The following is a 19,292-nucleotide window of genomic DNA, read 5'->3' on the forward strand; positions in this document are numbered from 1 at the left end:
CGATGTCTGGTTCAGCTGCTTCGGCTTTTAAAGGTTGCGTGGTGGAGCGGCCATACGTTTAAACCCTTAAGACAATTACTAAAACGCGCAGAGCCAGTCTGCATGCGGATTTGCGGCCGATGACGCCATCGCCTTGTCGCAATCGGACAAGATCTGGTCCGCTTGGGATAACTGCCTCTGAGCCGATTGGGAAAGAATGCCTCACAGGCTCGGCGCGTGCCGGATTTTCAAATGTCATCGCTCAAGCAGGAAGGGTTTCATGTTCCAGAGTTCATCTCCGTTCTTCGCTGCGCCGCTCGCCAAGCGCGATCCCATTGTGATGGCCATGCAAGACCGCGAACTGCGCCGGCAGCAGTCGCAAATTGAGCTGATCGCGTCTGAAAATATGGTGTCGCGCGCGGTGATGGACGCACAAGGCTCGGTGCTGACCAACAAGTACGCCGAAGGCTACGTCGGCCGCCGTTACTACGGGGGCTGCGAGCATGTGGACGAGGTCGAGTCGCTTGCGATTCTGCGTGTGCGCGAATTGTTCCAGGCCGACTACGCCAACGTTCAACCGCACTCTGGCGCGCAGGCCAACGGCGCCGTGATGCTGGCGTTGCTGCAACCGGGCGACACCGTGCTCGGCATGTCACTGGACGCGGGCGGCCACCTGACGCATGGGGCCCGGCCGGCGATGTCCGGCAAATGGTTCAATGCCGTGCAATACGGCGTGCGCCCCGACACCTACCTGATCGATTACGACGAGGTTCGCGACCTGGCGCGGGAACACAAGCCCAAGCTGATCATCGCGGGCTACTCGGCCTATCCCCGCAAGCTGGATTTCGCCCGCTTTCGCGACATCGCCGACGAGGTCGGCGCGATGCTGATGGTGGATATGGCGCACATTGCGGGGCTGGTGGCAGCCGGCAAGCACCCCAGTCCCGTGCCGCACGCCCATGTCGTGACGTCAACCACGCACAAGACGCTGCGCGGCCCGCGTGGCGGGTTCATCCTGACCAACGACGGCGCCATCGCCAAGAAAATCAATTCCGCCGTCTTTCCCGGTTTGCAGGGCGGGCCGCTGATGCATGTGGTCGCGGCCAAGGCCGTGGCGTTCGGCGAAGCGTTGCAAGCCGATTTCAAACGCTATATCGGCCGGGTGCTGGATAACGCCGAAGCGCTGGGCAATGTGCTGGCAAGCGGCGGCGTCGACCTGGTGTCCGGCGGCACCGACAACCACCTGCTGTTGCTCGACCTGCGCTCCAAGGGCCTGACCGGCGCGCACGTGGAACGCACGCTGGAACTGGCGGGCATTACCTGCAACAAGAACGGCATTCCCTTCGATATGGAAAAGCCTTCCGTGACCTCGGGCATCCGCTTGGGCACACCAGCCTGCACCTCGCGCGGCTTTACCGAAGACGACTTCCGCGCCGTGGGCGACATGATCGTCCAGGTCATCGACATGTTGTCGACCAGCCCCGACGAGCACGAAGCCGTTGAGCGCCGCATCCGCGGCGAAGTACTGGCCTTGTGCCAGCGCCATCCCATCTATTGATTGATCTTGCACCGAGGCATCCCATGAACACGCTGCATCAGAAAAGCACGGTCATTGACGGCCTGATCATCTCCAAGTGGGACCGGGCCGTTTTCGAAGACATGCAACGCGGCGGGCTGACCGCCGCCAATTGCACGGTGTCTGTCTGGGAAGGGTTTGATCAAACCGTCGCGAACATCGCCGAAATGAAACGCCTGATTCGCGACAACGCCGACTTGCTCACGCTGATCCGCAGCACCGACGACATCCGCCAAGCCAAGCGCGACGGCCGCACCGGCGTCATCCTGGGCTTCCAGAATGGCCACGCGTTTGAAGACAATCTGGGCGCGGTCGAAGCCTTTGCCGACATGGGCGTGCGCGTGGTTCAGCTTTGCTACAACACGCAGAACCTGATTGGCACCGGCTGCTACGAGCGCGATGGCGGCCTGTCCGGCTACGGCCATGAAGTCGTGGCCGAGATGAATCGGGTCGGCATCATGGTTGACCTGTCGCATGTGGGCGCGAAGACGTCCGAAGAAGCCATCCTGGCGTCCACCAAACCCGTTTGCTATTCGCACTGCCTGCCGTCGGGGCTGAAGGACCACCCGCGCAACAAGACCGACGCCCAGCTGCGCTTCATTGCCGAACGCGGCGGCTTCATCGGCGTGACGATGTTCCCGCCCTTCCTCAAGCGCGGCGTGCAGGCTACGGTCGACGACTACGTCGAAGCCATTGCCTACGTCGTCAACCTGGCCGGCGAAGACGCCGTGGGTATCGGCACCGATTTCACCCAAGGCTATGGCCAGCCATTCTTCGATTGGCTGACGCACGACAAGGGCCGCTATCGCCGCCTGACCGAGTTCGGCGCCATCCGAAATCCCGAAGGCATCCAGACCATCGGCGAATTCCCCAACCTGACCGCCGCGATGCAGCGGGCCGGCTGGAGCGAGGTGCACATTCGGAAAATTCTGGGTGAGAACTGGCTGCGCGTGTTCGGCGAAGTCTGGCCGGGCCAGGCAGCATCAAAATAAGGAGCCTGCGATGAATCCCCAGCTGCCTATCGACGTCAACGAACAGACCGGCGTCTGGAGCACCGACGGGCTACCGATGCTGTATGTGCCGCGCCACTTCTTCATCAACAACCATCTGGCGGCCGAACGCGCGCTGGGCCGCGACACATACGCGCGCATCCTGTACGACGCGGGCCATCAATCCGCCTATTACTGGTGCGACAAGGAATCCCAGGAACACCGGCTCGCCGGCCTTGCCGTGTACGAGCACTACCTGATGCGGCTGTCTCAGCGCGGATGGGGCTTGTTCCGGCTGACCGACGCCGACCCGGCGGCGATGACGGCGCGTATTGAATTGCGCCATTCCGCGTTCGTCCTTGCCCAACCCCAGGCCAGCGGGAAGCTGTGCCATATGTTCTCGGGCTGGTTCGCGGGCGCGATGGACTGGGTGGCTGACCAGCACGGGGGCGTCACACGCGCGCAGTGCGTGGAAAGCCGCTGCGCAGGAGAGGGGCACGCCCACTGCGAATTCACCGTTCGCCCTGTCGCTGCCTGAGGCCGGCCATGCGCTATCCCCACTTGTTTGCGCCCCTGACGCTGAACCGCGTGGTGCTGCGCAACCGTATCGTCAGCACGGCGCATGCCGAGGTCCACGCCGAGCCCGGCGGCCTGCCGGGCGACCGCTACATCGCCTACTACGAAGAAAAGGCCAAGGGCGGGCTGGGGCTGGCCATCTGTGGCGGTTCCAGCCCCGTGTCGCTGGATAGCCCGCAAGGGTGGTGGCGGTCGGTCAACCTGACGACCGACCGCGTCATCGAACCACTGGCCCGGCTCAGCGAAGCCATGCACCGCCATGGCGCCAAGGTCATGATTCAGGCCACGCACATGGGCAGGCGCTCGGCCTGGCATGGCGAGCATTGGCCGCACCTGCTGACGCCGTCCGGCGTGCGCGAACCCGTTCACCGGGGCAACGCCAAGACGATCGAGGTGGAAGACATCGCACGCATCATCCGCGACTTTGCCGCGGCGGCCAGACGCGTGCAGCAGGCGGGCATGGACGGCATCGAAATATCGGCCGCGCACCAGCACCTGATTGACCAGTTCTGGAGCCCCCGCACGAACTTTCGCGACGATGCCTATGGCGGCAGCCTTGAGAACCGCCTGCGTTTTGGCATCGACGTCTTGAAAGCGGTGCGCGAGGCCGTAGGGCCGGACTTCTGTGTGGGGCTGCGCATGTGCGGGGATGAGTTCCACGAAGATGGGCTCGATCACGACGCGCTACGCGAGATTGCGCAAGCCATGGCCGAGACGGGCTTGATCGATTACCTGGGCGTGATCGGGTCAGGGGCCGACACGCACAACACGCTGGCCAACTGTATGCCGCCGATGGCGCTGCCGCCCGAACCCTTTGCGTATCTGGCGGCCAGTATCAAGTCGGCCGTGCATATTCCCGTGATGCATGCGCAGAGCATCCGCGACGCCGTGCAGGCCGAGCGGCTGCTGGCCGCGGGCCATGCGGACCTGGTCGGCATGACTCGCGCGCACATTGCTGACCCGCATCTGGTCATGAAGATCCGCGATGACCGCGAGGACGAGATCAAGCAGTGCGTGGGCGCCAACTACTGCATCGACCGGCAGTACGACGGCCTTGATGTGCTGTGCATCCAAAACGCGGCGACGGCCCGGGAAGTGTCCATGCCGCATATCGTTCCCCGGTCGCGCGGGCCCAGGCGAAAGGTGGTGGTGGTGGGCGCCGGCCCCGCGGGCATGGAGGCCGCGCGCGTCTGTGCCGAACGTGGGCACGATGTCGTCCTGTTCGAACGCAACGCCGCCATCGGTGGCCAGATATTGCTGGCCGCCAAAGCGCCCCAGCGCGAGCAGATGGATGGCATCGTCCGCTGGTTTGATCTGGAGCTCAAACGGCTGCGGGTCGACTGCCGGATGGGCACGCTCGCCACTCAGGAAGGCATCATGGCGGAACAGCCCGACATCGTGGTGCTGGCGACGGGCGGCCTAAGCCACGTGTACGAGCAGGTGTCATGGGGCGTTGCAAGCGGGCTGGCCGTGAGCGCCTGGGACATTCTTTCAGGCAAGAAACAGCCCGCGCGTAATGTGCTGGTCTACGACGGCATCGGTACGCACGCGGGCGCTGGTGTGGCGGATTTCATGGCAAGCCGGGGTTCATTGGTTGAAGTCGTCACCCCCGACCCCAAAGTGGCCGACGATGTGGGTGGCACCACGTTCCCGATTTTCTACCGCCGCCTGACTGCACAAGACGTCGTGTTCACGCCCAACTACTGGCTGGAACGCGTCAGTACCGAAGGCGACAAGACCATCGCCTTGCTGCGCAATGAATACACCGATGCGCGCGAAGAACGCGTGGTGGATCAGGTGGTGATCGAAAACGGCATCGTGCCTAACGACGCGCTGTACTGGATGCTCAAGCCCCAGTCGGTCAACTTGGGGCAAACCGATGTGCAGGCGCTATACGCCGCCGAACCGCAGCCGGCGCTTTCCGAAACGCTCGGCGACGGCCGCTATCTGCTGTTCCGCGTTGGCGATTGCATTTCGATGCACAACATCCATGCGTCCATCTACGACGCCTTGCGCCTGTGTAAGGACTTCTGATCATGGCACCCTTCGCCGCCGTCATTACGGGCCTGTTCTGGTTGTCGGTGTTGGGCGTCGCCGCGGGCGGGCTACGCCGTGCGGCGCTATGGCGCACCGGGCGCACGGCGCCCGTGCGCTGGCGGGATCTGCTTGCGGCACCCAAGCGCTACTTCGTAGACCTGCACCGGGTGGTGGCGCGCGACCCCTACATCGCTCGCACGCACATTGCGACGGCGGGCGCCGCCGTGGCGGCCATGGCGCTGGTGGCCGTGAACTACGGATTGGCGCTCTATTCGCCCGCGCTGGACCTGGCCATTGCGTTGGCGGCGCTGATCATGCTGGGCGGGGTAGGTTTTGTCTGGCACCGCCGCCGCACCCCGCCCGCCAGATTGTCACGCGGCATGTGGGACAGGCTGCCATGGATGCTGGGCGCGTTGGCGCTGGGCTTGTTGCTGCTGGGCGGCATTCCCACGCCGTTGTTGTCGGGGGCGGCAGGGTTGGCCACCGTCGCGCTGCTGGCGGTGGGCGCGTGGGAATTGACGGCGGGCATGGCGCGTGGCGGCCCGATGAAGCATGCGTTCGCGGGCTTGCTGCATCTGGCGTTCCATCCACGCCCCGAACGTTTCGGCCGAACATCGGCCGGGCAAAGGGCGGCGCTACGTCCCTTGGCGCTGGGCGGTGAACCCGGCGCTGAACGGCTGGGCGCGGGCCAGCCTTCTGCCTTTGCCTGGAACCAGCTGCTGAGCTTTGACGCCTGCGTGCAGTGCGGCAAGTGTGAAGCCGCCTGTCCCGCCTATGCGGCCGGCCAGCCGCTGAATCCTAAAAAGCTGATCCAGGATCTGGTCACGGGGATGGCGGGCGCGGCCACGCAACCCATCGTTCCCGGCCTGATCGCACCAGATTCGCTATGGGCCTGCACCACCTGCCGGGCGTGTGTGCACGAATGCCCCATGCTGATCGAACACGTCGACGCCGTGATCGACATGCGCCGCCAGCAAACGCTTGAGCATGGCGCCGCGCCGGGCAAGGCGCCTGCCGTGCTGGACAATCTGCGCGAGACCGCAAGCGCAGGCGGCTTCGACCTGAGCGCGCGCTTTCACTGGGCGGCCGATCTGGTCGTGGCCCAAATTCAACCCGGCAAGTCCGTGGATGTGTTGCTGATCGTGGGCGAGGGCGCGTTCGGCATGCGGTACCAACGTAGCCTGCGGGCGCTGGTGAAAGCGATGCAAGCGGGAGGGGTCGACTTCGCGGTGCTGGGCGTTCTGGAAACGGATACCGGCGACGTCGCCCGGCGGCTGGGCGACGAGGCCACCTTCCAGACCTTGGCCCATCGCCTGATCCGGACGCTGTCGGCGTTGACGTTCGACCGCATCGTCACGGCAGACCCCCACATTTTGCACAGCCTGCGCAACGAATATCCCGCGCTCGGCGGGCACTATCGGGTGTTGCATCACACCAGTCTGCTGTCGGCGCTGTTCAAGGCGGGCCGTCTTAGAGTCAAGCTGGCCGACCCGCCTCGGGCGCTGACCTATCACGACCCTTGCTATCTGGCCCGCTACAACGGCGAAACCGAGGCGCCGCGCGAGCTATTGCGTCATTTGGGGTTTCCCATCAAAGAGATGATGCGCCACGGGCTGAACGGGCGTTGCTGCGGAGGCGGAGGCGGCGCGGCGTTGACGGACATCCCCGGCAAGCAGCGCATTCCCGATCTGCGCATTCAGGATGCGCGCGATGCGGGCGCCGAGACCGTGGCGGTCGCCTGCCCAAACTGCACGGTCATGCTGGAAGGGGTGGTAGGCCCGCGGCCAGATGTGCGGGATATCGCCGAACTTGTCGCCGACGCCTTGGAGCCATGATGAACGCCATCCGCAGACTTCCCGCCCGCCGGCCGCATACGCTGACCGCGGCTGGCATCAAGCGCATTGTGCTGGAACGCGCTCAGCCTGACGGCATGCGCGCCAAGCCCGCGGCCGCGAACAAGCCCTTGCGCACGGACGGGTTTGCGTTGCGCGCCGTGTTGGCCGTTGCCCATAGCGATCGTGGCCAGCTGGATGCACACGCGCGCCAGGCCATCGCCGCCGCCGCTTTGCTGGCGCAAGCGGACACCGCCGTCCATCTGCTTGTGTTCGGCGAGCTGGACGCGGACGCCGCGCACTTGGGCGTGGACGCGCTGACACTCGTGCCGTCCAACACGGTTACCTCGGCTACCTCGTCCACCACTGCTACCTCAGCTACCTCGGCCACCCCGTCCACCCCGTCCACCCCGTCCACCCCGTCCACCCCGGCCATTCCGGCTACCTTGGCTCCGCCGGCCTATGCGCCTGACGTCGAACTGGCCATCTTGCTGACCCTGATCGACCGCATTCGTCCCATGCACATCTTCCTGCCCGACAACGGACTGCCGGATGGCGACCTTGGCCGTCGTCTGGCGGCGGCGACCCGCGACACGGTCGCCACGCACGTCGTGGCCTTGACCCACGAGGGCGCGGCAAGTGCGTACTCAGGCAACACTCGCATGCAATGGCGGGCGCTGTCTCGGGGCGTGCCGCGCATTGTGCTGCTGGCGCCCGATGTCGTCGACGAGCGCTTGCCGTTCATCGGGCATGGCAAGCGGGCGCAGCTCGCGCCGCTGCGAGCCAGCTCCGCCTATCGGGATCACGGCACCCGTTCGTTACCGGCCACGGAAGTCGACCTTCAAGAAGCTGACCTGATCGTCGGCGCGGGTAACGGCGTGCGGGATCTGACCGGGTTTCAGGGCTTGGCTGACGCGCTGGGGGCGGCGGTCGGCGCCAGCCGCGTGGCGGTCGATGACGGCCGCTTTCCGCGCAGCCAGCAAATCGGCGCCACGGGCAAGACGGTCAGCGCCAGCGCCTATCTGGCATTCGGCATTTCGGGGGCGGTGCAGCATCTGCAAGGCATCAAGAACTGCCGTCACGTGATCGCCGTGAATCTGGACGCCAGCGCGCCGCTTGTCAGACGCGCCGACCTGAGCATCATCGATGACACACAAAGCGTGGCCCAGGCGCTGCTGGCCGAGGTTCAGCGTGCGCGGGCCGCGCACCCCGCCCAGCAGGTGAATCATGACTAAGCTGCGCATCGCCGTGCTCGTTTCCGTCGGCGTCCACCCGGTCAGCGGCGCGGCGCGCTGGAGCCGTAATGACGCGCTCGCGCTATCCCTGGCGCAGGAGATGGTGAGGAGGGCGGCAGGCGAACCTGCGGCAGGCGACCCTGCGGCGGGCGGTCCTGCGGCAGGCGAACCTGCGGCAGGCGGTCCTGCGGCAGGCGGTTCTGCGACAGAGACGCCTGCGGCCGCCGACATCGATGTCATCCATGCCGGCGATCCCGCCGAGCCCGCATTGCGCGACTATCTGGCGCTGGGCGCGGCCTGCGTCGACGCCATCGAGGTGCCGTGCGGGCGCGACGTATTGGGCGCGCTGGTCGACCGCGTGCGCGGCTACAGCGTCGTGCTGTGCGGGACGCGGGCGGAAGGCGGTGAAGGCAGTGGCCTGCTGCCGTATTTATTGGCGCAGGCCTTGCATGTCCCGTTGTTGCCGGCGGTGCTGACCGCGCAGCTGCACGCGGACAGCGTCGTCACGCAGCAGTTCCTGCCTAAAGGCAGGCGGCGCGAAGTCGCCTCGTCATTGCCGGCCGTGCTGGCGGTGCATCCGCTGGCGCCGTTCGACGCACGCCATGTCTATGCCCGCCAACGCGCTGGCCACGTTGCCGCACGCGTCGCGCGCGTGGTGGGCGCGCCCTTGCCGCCGGCGCGGGTTGAACCGGCCGTGGTGCCGCCCGTCAAGCTGGCCGCGCGGGAGTCACGGTCGGGGCGGACGCGGCTGCTGGCCGCCACCACCATGCAAAGCCGCGGCGGCGCGGTGATCACCCAGGGCACCCCCGCTGAAAAGGCGCAGGCAGTCATTGCCTATCTGCGCCGTCACAGCCTGATCGACTATTGAGGTGGACGATGAATGCCTTCAAACAGATTCCCGTCGTTCCTGCGCGGGCGGACGATGCCATCCGCGCCCTGATCGCCAATCGGCGGCCGGGCTACAGCCTGGATGCCGATTTCTATCTGAGTCCGGCCGTCTTCGATCTCGACATGGAAGAAATCTTCGGCCGCCATTGGATCTTTGTGGCGGTCGAACCCGACATCCCCGAGCCGGGCGACTACATCACAGTGGATGTCGGCCGGCAGCCGGTGGTGATCTTGCGTGACGACGATGATCAGTTGCGCGCCTTTCATAACGTGTGCCGTCACCGGGGGTCGCGCTTGTGTTCGCAGGCCCAGGGGTCGGTGGGCAACCTGGTGTGCCCCTATCACCAATGGACGTACCGCCTGAACGGCAATCTGGCCTATGCCGAGCACATGGGTGAAGACTTTGACAAAAGCCAGCACAGCTTGAAGCCCGTGCGTATCGAGAGCTTGAGCGGCTTGATCTTCATCTGCCTGGACCCCGACGCACCCGAAGACTTTCAAGCCTTTCGCGAGCAGGTCGAACCCTATCTGCGCCCGCATCGAATTCGGGACTGCAAGGTCGCGGCGCAGGTGGACATCGTGGAAGACTGCAACTGGAAGCTCACGATGGAGAACAACCGCGAGTGCTATCACTGCGCCGCCAACCACCCTGAGCTGACCGTGTCGGTCTTCGAATTCGGCTTCGGCTACCAGCCGTCCCCCGCCAATGCCCGGCAGCTGGAACACTTTGCGCAAATATCGGCGCAACGCTGCCTGGAGTGGGAAGCGGCCGGCCTGCCCTCCGAAGAACGCGACGCGCTGGATGACCGCGTCACCGGCTATCGCGTGCGGCGTTTGCCTTTGGACCTGAGCGGGGAATCCCAAACGCTGGACGGCAATGCCGCATCGCGCAAATTGCTGGGCGATCTGGCGCGACCCGACCTGGGCGGGCTGTCGCTGTGGACGCAGCCCAACGGCTGGTTCCATTTCATGAGCGACCACATCGTGGCGTTCTCGGTGCTGCCGCTGGGGCCTGAGAAAACGCTGGTTCGCACCCGCTGGCTCGTGCACAAGGACGCGGAAGAGCACCGGGATTACGACATTGATCACCTGACTGCCGTGTGGCGGGCGACCAATGCGCAAGACCGTACGCTGGTGGAACTTTCGCAGCAAGGGGTGCGCAGCGCGGCCTATCAGCCCGGCCCCTATTCGCCGCATACGGAGGCGCTGGTGGAAAAGTTCTGCAACTGGTACATCGGCCGCCTGTCGGCGCGCTATCTGGATTGAGGTCTCGCCATGCCGCACGCGCTTCGACGCATCCATCAACCCGAGTTCTGGCGGCGCCTGCCATCGCTTTGGGACAGCGATGTCGAGGAATCCCTGCAATGCTGCCAGGTCAGGCAAGAGACGCACGATGTGAAGAGCTTCTTCTTCCGGTCGTTGGCCGGGCATGCGTTTCAGTTTTCACCCGGCCAGTTCCTGACCTTGGAGCTGGAAGTCGATGGCCAGCGCGTGAACCGTTGCTACACGATCTCGTCACCGCCGACCCGGCCGCACACCCTGTCGATCACGGTCAAGCGTGTGCCGGGCGGCACGGTGTCGAACTGGCTGCATGACCATCTGGAAGTGGGCGATTCGGTGCGCGTGCTGGGACCGGCCGGGGCTTTTTCGTCAGCGCTGCATCCGGCAGAGCGCTATCTATTTTTGTCGGCGGGTTCCGGCGTTACGCCGTTGATGTCGATGGCGCGCACGCACCGGGACTTATGCGATGACCGCGATACCGTATTCGTGCATAGCGCCCGAACGCCAGACGACATCATCTTCGGACGCGAACTGGCCTTGCTGGCGGCCAGCCAGCAGCGGTTTCGGGCGCATTTCATTTGCGAAGGGCTGGGTGAGCAGGGGGGCTGGCATGGCCTGACGGGCCGCATCACGCTGCCGCTGTTGCAGTTGATGGCGCCTGACTTCATGAAGCGCGAGATCTTTGTCTGCGGGCCAGCACCGTATATGCAGGCCGTCAGAGCGATGCTGCACGAAGCCGGCTTCGACATGGCGCGGCATCATGAAGAGAGTTTCTCGTTCGGCGCCTTGCCCGCGGCGCAACCAGCGCCGGGCGTGACGGAATGGTCCGCGCGAGCAGCTAACCCGGATTCCAACCCGGATTCACAGCCGGATTCACAGCCGGATTCAAAGCCGAATGCCAACCCGAATGCCAACGCCGCACCCGCCATCGCGTTCAGCATTGTTTTCCAGAAAAGCCAGCGCACCATTGAATGCGGTGCAGCCCAAGCCTTGCTGGACGCCGCGCGGGATGCGGGCTTGCGCCTGCCCGCGTCGTGTACGCAGGGCATGTGCGGCACATGCAAGGTGCGCCTGCTGGATGGCAAAGTCGACATGCGCCACCAGGGCGGGATACGCCAGCGCGAAATTGACCAAGGCATGGTGTTGTTATGTTGCAGTGTGCCCTTGAGCGATTTGCGCATCGACAAATGATGTTGGCCGATACTCATGCCTATGCAACATGCCCTCGTCCCTCTGCCTTCTGATACCTGCCCGCCGTTCGGTTCGCCTGCCACGGACTCCTGCGCGCTGCACTTCTGTTTTCTGCTGCTGCCGAAGTTCTCGATGATCGCGTTTGCCGGCGCCGTGGAAACGCTGCGCATGGCCAACTACGTCAGCCGGCGTGAGCTGTATCGGTGGTCTGTGATGACTCTGGACGGCACGGTGGTGCAGGCAAGCAATAACCTGCGGATATCGCCCGTGGCGACCCCGGCGCCCGATAGCGCCTTTGATGCCGTCTTCGTCTGCGGCGGTCTGCAGGTGCAGGACTACGTGTCCGATGCCTTGATCAAGCTGCTTAATAGCTGGGCGCGGCGGGGTGTCGCGCTGGGCGGGCTTTGCACCGGTAGTTATGCGCTGGTGAAGGCGGGGCTGATGTCGGGCTATCGCTGCGCGGTGCACTGGGAAAACCTGTTCGCCGTCCGCGAAGAGTTTCCCGCCGCTGAGCTGACCGAAGCCCTCTACGTCATTGACCGCGACCGCATGACCAGTTCGGGCGGCACCGCACCCATCGACCTGATGCTGCGCATCACCACGAAGCGGTTCGGGGCGGAGCTGGCTGACGCGGTGTCGGAGCAGTTCATTCTGGATCGAATCCGGCTGGCCACCGAGCGGCAGCACATTCCGATGGCGGCCCGTGTGGGCTTTAACCGCCAGGGGCTGGTCAAGGTCGGGCAGTTGATGGAAGCGCATATTGAAGACCCGCTGCCGTTCGAGGACATCGCCAGCCAGGTTGGGTTGTCGCAGCGCCAGTTGCAGCGCATGTTCAAGTACTACCTGGGCATGTCGCCGATGCGGTACTACCTGTGGTTAAGGCTGCTGCGCGCGCGCGAACTGTTGCTGCAAACCCGGATGTCCATCATGGGGGTAACGGTGGCGTGCGGGTTTCAGTCCCCCTGCCACTTCAGCAAGGCGTATCGCGCGCGCTTTGGCCATTCACCCACCAGCGAACGGCGGCTGATGCGCGGGTAACCACCGGCCGGGGCCGGCGGCGCGGCGCGGGGCGGGTCAGCGGGCGAGCATGGCGTGCGGATCAATCACGAACTTCTTGGGCGCGCCCGCATCGAACGCCGCATAGCCTTCGGGCGCGGCATCCAGTGAAATGACTTGAACGCCCACCACTTCGGCGATGTTGATGCGGTCCCAAAGAATGGCCTGCATCAGTGCGCGGTTGTACTTGATGACCGGCGTCTGGCCGGTATGGAAGCTGTGCGCTTTTGCCCAGCCCAGCCCGAAGCGAACCGACAAGCTGCCGCGCTGGGCGGCGGCGTCGGCCGCGCCGGGGTCGTCGGTGACATACAGCCCCGGGATGCCGATGCGGCCCGCCACGCGCGTCACTTCCATCAATGCGTTCAAGACGGCGGCGGGCGCTTCGGCCTGCGAACCGGCGGCGCCGTGGCCGCGCGCTTCGAAGCCGACGGCATCGATTGCGCAATCGACTTCGGGCGTGCCGAGCAATGCCGCGATCTGCTCGCCCAACGTGGCGTCCAACGACAAGTCGGCCGTCTCGAAGCCGACCTTGCGCGCATGCGCCAGCCGCAAGGGATTCATATCGCCGACGATGACTACCGCCGCGCCCAGCAGGCGGGCCGACGCCGCCGCCGCCATGCCGACCGGCCCCGCGCCTGCGACATAGACGGTGCTGCCGGGGCCAACGCCCGCGCGGACCGCGCCGTGATAGCCCGTGGGTAGAATGTCTGACAGACAGGTCAGGTCACGGATCTTCGCCAAGGCCTGGTCGCGGTCAGGAAAGCGCAGCAGGTTGAAGTCGGCGTAGGGCACCATGACATATTCCGCCTGGCCGCCGATCCAGTCGCCCATGTCGACGTAGCCATAGGCTCCGCCGGGGCGCGCCGGGTTCACCGTCAGGCACACGCCCGTGTCCTGTTCCTTGCAGGTGCGGCAGCGTCCGCAGGCCACGTTGAACGGCACGGACACCAGATCACCCGATCTCAGGGTTTCGACATCGCGGCCCACTTCGATGACTTCGCCCGTGATTTCATGGCCCAGCACCAGCCCCTTCTGAGCCGTGGTGCGGCCGCGCACCATGTGCTGATCTGACCCGCAGATGTTGGTGGACACCACCTTCAATATCACGCCGTGCTCGATGTTGCGGCCGCGCGGGTCCACCAGCTTGGGAAAGCTGATCGACTGCACCTCGACACGCCCGTCGCCAACGTAAACCACGCCCCTGTTCGCTGCCATGTCTGCGTCTCCTTACCTGGCCGGTTCAATGCGGGCGGGTGCCCGTCAATGTTCGATTTTGGCAAGCAGGCGGTCGCACAACCTGTCTGCAGGCGACACGAAGCGGCGGGTAGGCGACAGCGCATGCCAGGAGCCAGCCGGTGTCGCAATCAGGCAAGTTACCGTCCGGCGCGGCAAGGAGCGCCCCGCGCCTTCAGAGAAAAATGGATGCGTCGCGCATCGGTTGTTGCTGGCGCCGGATCTCCTCGTTTTCTCAAGGAACCACCATGAGCCGCTATTCCCTCTTCAGCCTGATCCGCAACGGGCTGTCGAACCATGAACGCTGGCCGCGCGCGTGGCGCAGCCCCGAGCCCCAGCCGGAGTATGACGTGGTGGTGGTCGGCGGCGGCGGGCATGGGCTGGCCACGGCGTATTACCTGGCGAAGGAACACGGCGTGAAACGCGTGGCCGTGTTGGAAAAGGGCTGGGTGGGTGGCGGCAACACCGCGCGCAACACCACCATCGTTCGCTCAAACTATCTGTGGGACGAGTCCTCGCAGCTCTATGAAAAGGCGATGCAGCTGTGGGAAGGGTTGTCGCAGACGTTGAACTACAACGTCATGTTCAGCCAGCGCGGCGTCATGAATCTGGCGCACACGCTGCAAGACGTGCGCGACACACAACGCCGCATCAGCGCCAACCGCTATAACGGCGTCGACGGCGAATGGCTCACCCCCGCACAGGTCAAGGAAATCGTCCCCTACATCAATCTAGATTGCCGCTATCCGGTGCTGGGCGCGTCGTTCCAACGGCGCGGCGGCGTGGCCCGGCATGACGCCGTCGCCTGGGGATACGCGCGCGCGGCCGACCGGCTGGGCGTAGACATCATCGAAAACTGTCCGGTGACCGGCATCCGCCGCGAAGACGGCCAGGTGCTGGGCGTGGAAACCGGCAAGGGCTATATCAAGGCGGCCAAGGTGGCGGTGGTGGCCGCGGGCCACTCCAGCGTCATCGCCGACATGGCGGGCATCCGCTTGCCGCTGGAAAGTCATCCGCTGCAAGCGCTGGTCTCTGAACCGCTGAAACCGGTCCTGGACACCGTCGTGATGTCGAACGCAGTCCACGCGTATATCAGCCAGTCCGACAAGGGCGACCTTGTTATTGGCGCGGGCATCGACCAGTACGTGGGCTACGCGCAGCGGGGCAGCTTTCATCTGATCGAAAGCACCTTGCAGGCGATCGTCGAAATGTTCCCCATCTTCAGCCGGGTGCGGATGAACCGGCAGTGGGGCGGCATTGTGGACGTGTCTCCCGACGCCTGTCCGATCATTTCCACCACGCCCATCAAGGGGCTGTACTTCAACTGCGGATGGGGCACGGGCGGTTTCAAGGCCACGCCCGGCTCGGGCTGGGTCTTCGCCTACACCGTGGCCAACAACGCGCCGCACCGGCTGAACGCCCCGTTCTCCCTTACCCGCTTCGAAACCGGCCATTTGATCGACGAACACGGCGCTGCCGCTGTGGCGCACTGACGACGGAGCTTGAGCATGCTGATGCTGACTTGTCCGTATTGCGGCCCCCGGGCCGAAACGGAATTCACCTGCGGCGGCGAAGCCGACATCGTCCGCCCACAAGATTGCGACACCCTGACCGACGCCCAATGGGCCGACTATGCGTTCATGCGCAAGAACGTGCGCGGCCGTGCGCGCGAGCAATGGCAGCACGCCCACGGCTGCCGCCGTTGGTTCCTGGCCGAGCGCGACACCGTCAGCCACGAGTTCCACGGGTTCCATACGTTTGAGCAGGCGGCGGGAGAGCGCAGATGACGCAGACGCATCGGCTGTCGAACCGCGGGCGGATTGACCCGTCCAAATCGGTCGAATTCACGTTCAATGGACGCACCTATTTTGGTTGCCAGGGCGACACCCTGGCCTCGGCGCTGCTGGCCAATGGTGAACATTTCGTGGCGCGCAGCTGGAAGTACCACCGGCCGCGCGGCATCATGACGGCCGGTGTTGACGAGCCGAACGCGCTGGTGCAACTCGAGACCGGCGCGCACACGGTGCCGAACCCCTGCGCGACCACCGTCGAACTCTATGAAGGCCTGCGCGCCAGCAGCGTCAATGCCGCACCCGACCTTGAACGCGACCGCATGGCCGTCTTCCAGCGTCTGGGGCGCTTCATCCCCGCAGGGTTCTACTACAAGACGTTCATGTGGCCGCAACGCTGGTGGCCGCGTTATGAACGGTGGATACGCAAGGCCGGCGGGTTGGGCCAGGCGCCGGCGCTGCCAGACCCCGATCACTACGACAAGCGCTACGCCCATTGCGATGTGCTGGTGGTGGGCGGCGGCCCGGCGGGCTTGGCCGCCGCCATGGCGGCCGGACTGGCCGGCGCGCGCGTGATCCTGGTCGACAACCAGCCCGAGCTCGGCGGCAGTCTGCTGGCCCTGCCGTCATTGATCAATGGCGCAGCCAACTCCGAATGGATTCAACGGATGCATGCCGAACTCCAGGGCATGAAGGAAGTCAGGATTCTGACGCGCAGCACGGCGTTCGGCTATCACGACCAGAACCTGCTGACGGTCTGTGAGCAACTGACCGACCACCTGCCGCCCGAGCAACGGCAGGGCGTGCGCCAACGCTTATGGAAGGTACGCGCCAAACAGGTGGTGCTGGCCACCGGGGCGCATGAGCGGCCCCTGCTGTTTGGCAACAATGACCTGCCCGGCGTCATGCTGGCGTCGGCGGTATCGACGTACTTGCGGCGCTACTGTGTCTTGCCCGGCCAGCGCGTGGTGCTCTACACCAATAACGATGGTGCCTACCGCACGGCGCTCGACTTGCGCGAGCACGGGGCCAACATCACGGTGATCGATCCCCGGCCAGCGGGGCGGGGCGCCTGGCCCGATGCCGTGCGCAGCGCCGGCATCGAGGTCCGCAACGAAACGGTCGTGCTGCAGGCGCGCGGTAAACGCCATGTGAAGGGCGTCGTTGTCGCCGCCTTCGCGCAAGGGCGTGCCGGTCCGGGCAACGAAAAGCTGGCTTGTGACCTGATCGCGGTGTCGGGCGGGTGGAATCCGGTATTGCATCTGCACGCGCAGTCCGGGGGAAAGACGCGTTGGGACGAGGCGCTGGCGTGCTTTGTGCCGGATGGGGCCACGCAGGCGCAGACAAGCGCCGGCGCAGCGAATGGCGAATTCCGGCTCTCGCAGGCGCTGCATGGCGGCGGCGTGGCGGGTGCGCAAGCGGCCATGCGGGCGGGCTTCGATACGGTTAGCCAGTTGTCCTGGCGCACGGTCGACATCTATCAAGACCCGTTGTTGCCGCTTTGGCAGGTGGCCGGGCCGGCGCTTGCGGCTCGGCGCGGCTTGCGGCGCAGCGCGACACAGTTCGTCGACTACCAAAATGACGTGACGGTGGCCGACATCCATCTGGCCGTGCGCGAAGGCTATCACTCGGTCGAGCACGTCAAACGCTATACCGCCATGGGCTTCGGCACCGACCAGGGCAAATTGGGAAACATCAACGGCGCGGCGGTGCTGGCCGACGCCTTGGGCCAAACCATCGCGCAGACGGGCACCACCACCTATCGCCCGAACTACACCCCGGTCACGTTCGGGGTGCTGGCGGGCCGTGAGTTGGGCGACTTCTTCGACCCCATCCGCAAGACCTGCGTGCACGAATGGCATGTGGCGCGGGGCGCGGTATTCGAAGACGTCGGCAACTGGAAGCGCCCTTGGTATTTCCCGCTACCCGGGGAAAACATGCACGCTGCGGTCGCGCGTGAGTGTCTGGCCGTGCGTAATGGCGTCGGCATGCTGGATGCCTCCACGCTGGGCAAGATCGACGTGCAAGGGCCGGACGCCGCCACCTTGTTGAACTGGGTCTACACCAATCTGTGGACCAAGCTCGAGGTGGGCAAGGGCCGCTATGGCTTGATGCTGGATGAGAACGGCATGGTGTTCGACGACGGCGTCACCATGCGCCTGGGCGAGCAGCATTTCCTGATGAGCACCACCACCGGCGGCGCAGCCCGCGTGCTGGCCTGGATGGAACGCTGGTTGCAAACGGAATGGCCCCATCTGGACGTGCACCTGACCACGGTCACCGATCACTTCGCCACGTTTGCGGTAGCCGGGCCGCTCGCGCGAAAAGTGCTCGGCAAGGTTTGCCACGATATCGATTTCTCGAACGAAGCCTTTCCCTTCATGACGTTCCGTGAAGGCACCTTGGCCGGCGTGGGCTGGTCGAGTCCGGCGCGCATCATGCGGATCAGCTTTTCCGGGGAATTGTCTTACGAGGTGAACGTGCCGGCCAATCTGGGGCGGCGCGTCTGGAACGCCTTGATGGAGGCCGGCCGCGAATACGGCATCACGCCTTACGGCACCGAAGCCATGCACGTGCTGCGCGCGGAAAAGGGCTTCATCATCGTCGGCCAGGATACCGATGGCTCCGTCACGCCGCAGGATCTCGGCATGGGCGGGCTGGTGGCCAAGTCCAAGGATTGCCTGGGCAAGCGTTCGCTCGCGCGCACGCACACGGCAGGCGGCAAGCGCAAACAGCTGGTTGGCCTGCTGGCACGAGACGCGTCCCTGGTGCTTCCCGAAGGCAGCCAGATCATGAACCAGCCCAGCCGCGCGCCGATTGCGCCGATGATCGGTCACGTGACGTCCAGCTACATGAGCCCCACGCTGAATCGCTCGATCGCGCTGGCGTTGGTGCAGGATGGCCACACAAGAATGGGGCAGCTCGTTGAAGTGGCGTTGCCCACCGGTGGATTCATGCCGGCCACCATTGGCAGCCCGGTTTTCTACGACCCCGAAGGAGGGCGTCAGCATGTGGACTGAATCGCATCAGGAATCGCCCCTGCACAGCCTTGCGCCCTTGCGCTCGCCCGTTGATTCGGAAGATGCCCGGCGTCTGCGCATCGTCGAGCGGCCATTTTTGGATTTGGCGGTATTGCGGGGTAATGCGCAGTCGCCTGCGTTCGTGCAGACGATTGAACGCACGCTGGGCACCGCGCCGCCCGTGGCGCCCAACACGGTGGCGCATGGCCATCGGTATTTGATGGCCTGGATGGGGCCGGATGAATGGTGGGTGCAATCGTTGATGCCCGCACGGCCCGCACTGGAGCCGACGCTACGCCCGTCGTTGCTTGGGCAATCCGCGTGCGTGGTGGACGTCAGCAGCGGGTACACGGTGTTGGAACTGCGCGGCGAACACGCGCGCGACGTGCTTGAGAAGGGGTGCCCGCTGGATTTGCATCCTCGTGTGTTCGGCGCCGGGCAATGCGCGCAAAGCCATTACTTCAAGGCCGGCGTCATGGTGCGTGCATTAAACGATGGCGGCGTAGAGGCCGTGGTGCGCCGCAGTTTTGCGGACTATGTGGGCCGAATGCTGCTGGACGCCGCCCGGGAATATCAGCCGTGAACATGCCTGCGGGATCTTCCCAAGGC

At 65.1% G+C, this 19,292-nt stretch carries 15 protein-coding genes; 14 read left to right on the plus strand and 1 reads right to left on the minus strand.

Going from position 1 to position 19,292, the window contains the following annotated elements; translation table 11 throughout:
* Positions 1-259: 259 nt before the first annotated feature.
* The 10 genes from glyA to HV765_RS21015 are packed head-to-tail and all read left to right on the plus strand — an operon-like array spanning position 260 to position 12,622.
* Positions 260-1,537: a serine hydroxymethyltransferase gene (gene glyA, locus HV765_RS20965; RefSeq protein ID WP_175170827.1), complete on the plus strand. Its 1,278-nt coding sequence runs from the start codon at positions 260-262 to the stop codon at positions 1,535-1,537.
* A gap of 23 nt (positions 1,538-1,560) precedes the next feature.
* The gene (locus tag HV765_RS20970; protein WP_175170828.1) at positions 1,561-2,547 is read left to right on the plus strand and encodes a dipeptidase; all 987 of its coding nucleotides are present in this window, start codon (positions 1,561-1,563) and stop codon (positions 2,545-2,547) included.
* Between the two features lie 10 nt (positions 2,548-2,557).
* Entirely contained in the window at positions 2,558-3,082 is a 525-nt protein-coding gene (locus HV765_RS20975; RefSeq protein ID WP_054424504.1) for a 4-vinyl reductase, read from the plus strand.
* A gap of 8 nt (positions 3,083-3,090) precedes the next feature.
* Entirely contained in the window at positions 3,091-5,154 is a 2,064-nt protein-coding gene (locus HV765_RS20980) for an NADH:flavin oxidoreductase (protein WP_175170829.1), read from the plus strand.
* Positions 5,155-5,156: 2 nt separating this feature from the next.
* The gene (locus HV765_RS20985) at positions 5,157-6,992 is read left to right on the plus strand and encodes a DUF3483 domain-containing protein (protein ID WP_175170830.1); all 1,836 of its coding nucleotides are present in this window, start codon (positions 5,157-5,159) and stop codon (positions 6,990-6,992) included.
* On the plus strand, positions 6,989-8,224 hold the full coding sequence (locus tag HV765_RS20990; RefSeq protein WP_254600658.1) for an electron transfer flavoprotein subunit alpha/FixB family protein: 1,236 nt from the start codon (positions 6,989-6,991) through the stop codon (positions 8,222-8,224). Before HV765_RS20985 ends, HV765_RS20990 begins: the two co-directional genes overlap by 4 nt.
* Before the next feature lies 1 nt (position 8,225).
* Positions 8,226-9,092 carry an electron transfer flavoprotein subunit beta/FixA family protein gene (locus tag HV765_RS32305; protein ID WP_254600669.1) on the plus strand — a complete coding sequence of 289 codons (867 nt, stop codon included), beginning with the start codon at positions 8,226-8,228 and terminating at the stop codon, positions 9,090-9,092.
* A gap of 8 nt (positions 9,093-9,100) precedes the next feature.
* Complete coding sequence (locus HV765_RS21005) at positions 9,101-10,378, plus strand: aromatic ring-hydroxylating oxygenase subunit alpha (RefSeq protein WP_054424494.1); 1,278 nt, start codon at positions 9,101-9,103, stop codon at positions 10,376-10,378.
* A 9-nt stretch (positions 10,379-10,387) separates the two neighbouring features.
* Positions 10,388-11,584, plus strand: coding sequence for an FAD-binding oxidoreductase (locus HV765_RS21010; RefSeq protein WP_175170831.1), 1,197 nt, complete (start codon positions 10,388-10,390; stop codon positions 11,582-11,584).
* A 21-nt stretch (positions 11,585-11,605) separates the two neighbouring features.
* Positions 11,606-12,622 carry a helix-turn-helix domain-containing protein gene (locus HV765_RS21015; protein ID WP_082387116.1) on the plus strand — a complete coding sequence of 339 codons (1,017 nt, stop codon included), beginning with the start codon at positions 11,606-11,608 and terminating at the stop codon, positions 12,620-12,622.
* Between the two features lie 36 nt (positions 12,623-12,658).
* Here the strand turns inward: HV765_RS21015 and fdhA are convergent, their stop codons facing one another.
* Positions 12,659-13,855 (minus strand): formaldehyde dehydrogenase, glutathione-independent, encoded by a 1,197-nt coding sequence (gene fdhA, locus HV765_RS21020; RefSeq protein ID WP_175170832.1) that lies wholly within the window; start codon positions 13,853-13,855, stop codon positions 12,659-12,661.
* A gap of 266 nt (positions 13,856-14,121) precedes the next feature.
* On the opposite strand from fdhA, the gene HV765_RS21025 reads away from it, so the two are divergent.
* From HV765_RS21025 to HV765_RS21040, 4 genes are read left to right on the plus strand one after another with little or no spacing between them, the layout of a single operon-like run.
* Positions 14,122-15,366 (plus strand): sarcosine oxidase subunit beta family protein, encoded by a 1,245-nt coding sequence (locus HV765_RS21025; RefSeq protein WP_175170833.1) that lies wholly within the window; start codon positions 14,122-14,124, stop codon positions 15,364-15,366.
* Between the two features lie 15 nt (positions 15,367-15,381).
* On the plus strand, positions 15,382-15,660 hold the full coding sequence (locus HV765_RS21030; RefSeq protein ID WP_054424487.1) for a sarcosine oxidase subunit delta: 279 nt from the start codon (positions 15,382-15,384) through the stop codon (positions 15,658-15,660).
* Positions 15,657-18,683 carry a sarcosine oxidase subunit alpha family protein gene (locus tag HV765_RS21035; protein ID WP_175170834.1) on the plus strand — a complete coding sequence of 1,009 codons (3,027 nt, stop codon included), beginning with the start codon at positions 15,657-15,659 and terminating at the stop codon, positions 18,681-18,683. Before HV765_RS21030 ends, HV765_RS21035 begins: the two co-directional genes overlap by 4 nt.
* A complete protein-coding gene (locus HV765_RS21040) occupies positions 18,673-19,266 on the plus strand; it encodes a sarcosine oxidase subunit gamma (protein WP_175170835.1) in 594 nt (197 codons plus the stop codon). Before HV765_RS21035 ends, HV765_RS21040 begins: the two co-directional genes overlap by 11 nt.
* Positions 19,267-19,292: the final 26 nt, after the last annotated feature.

Source organism: Achromobacter kerstersii, assembly GCF_902859595.1.
GTDB classification, from domain to species: Bacteria; Pseudomonadota; Gammaproteobacteria; order Burkholderiales; family Burkholderiaceae_B; genus Achromobacter; species Achromobacter kerstersii.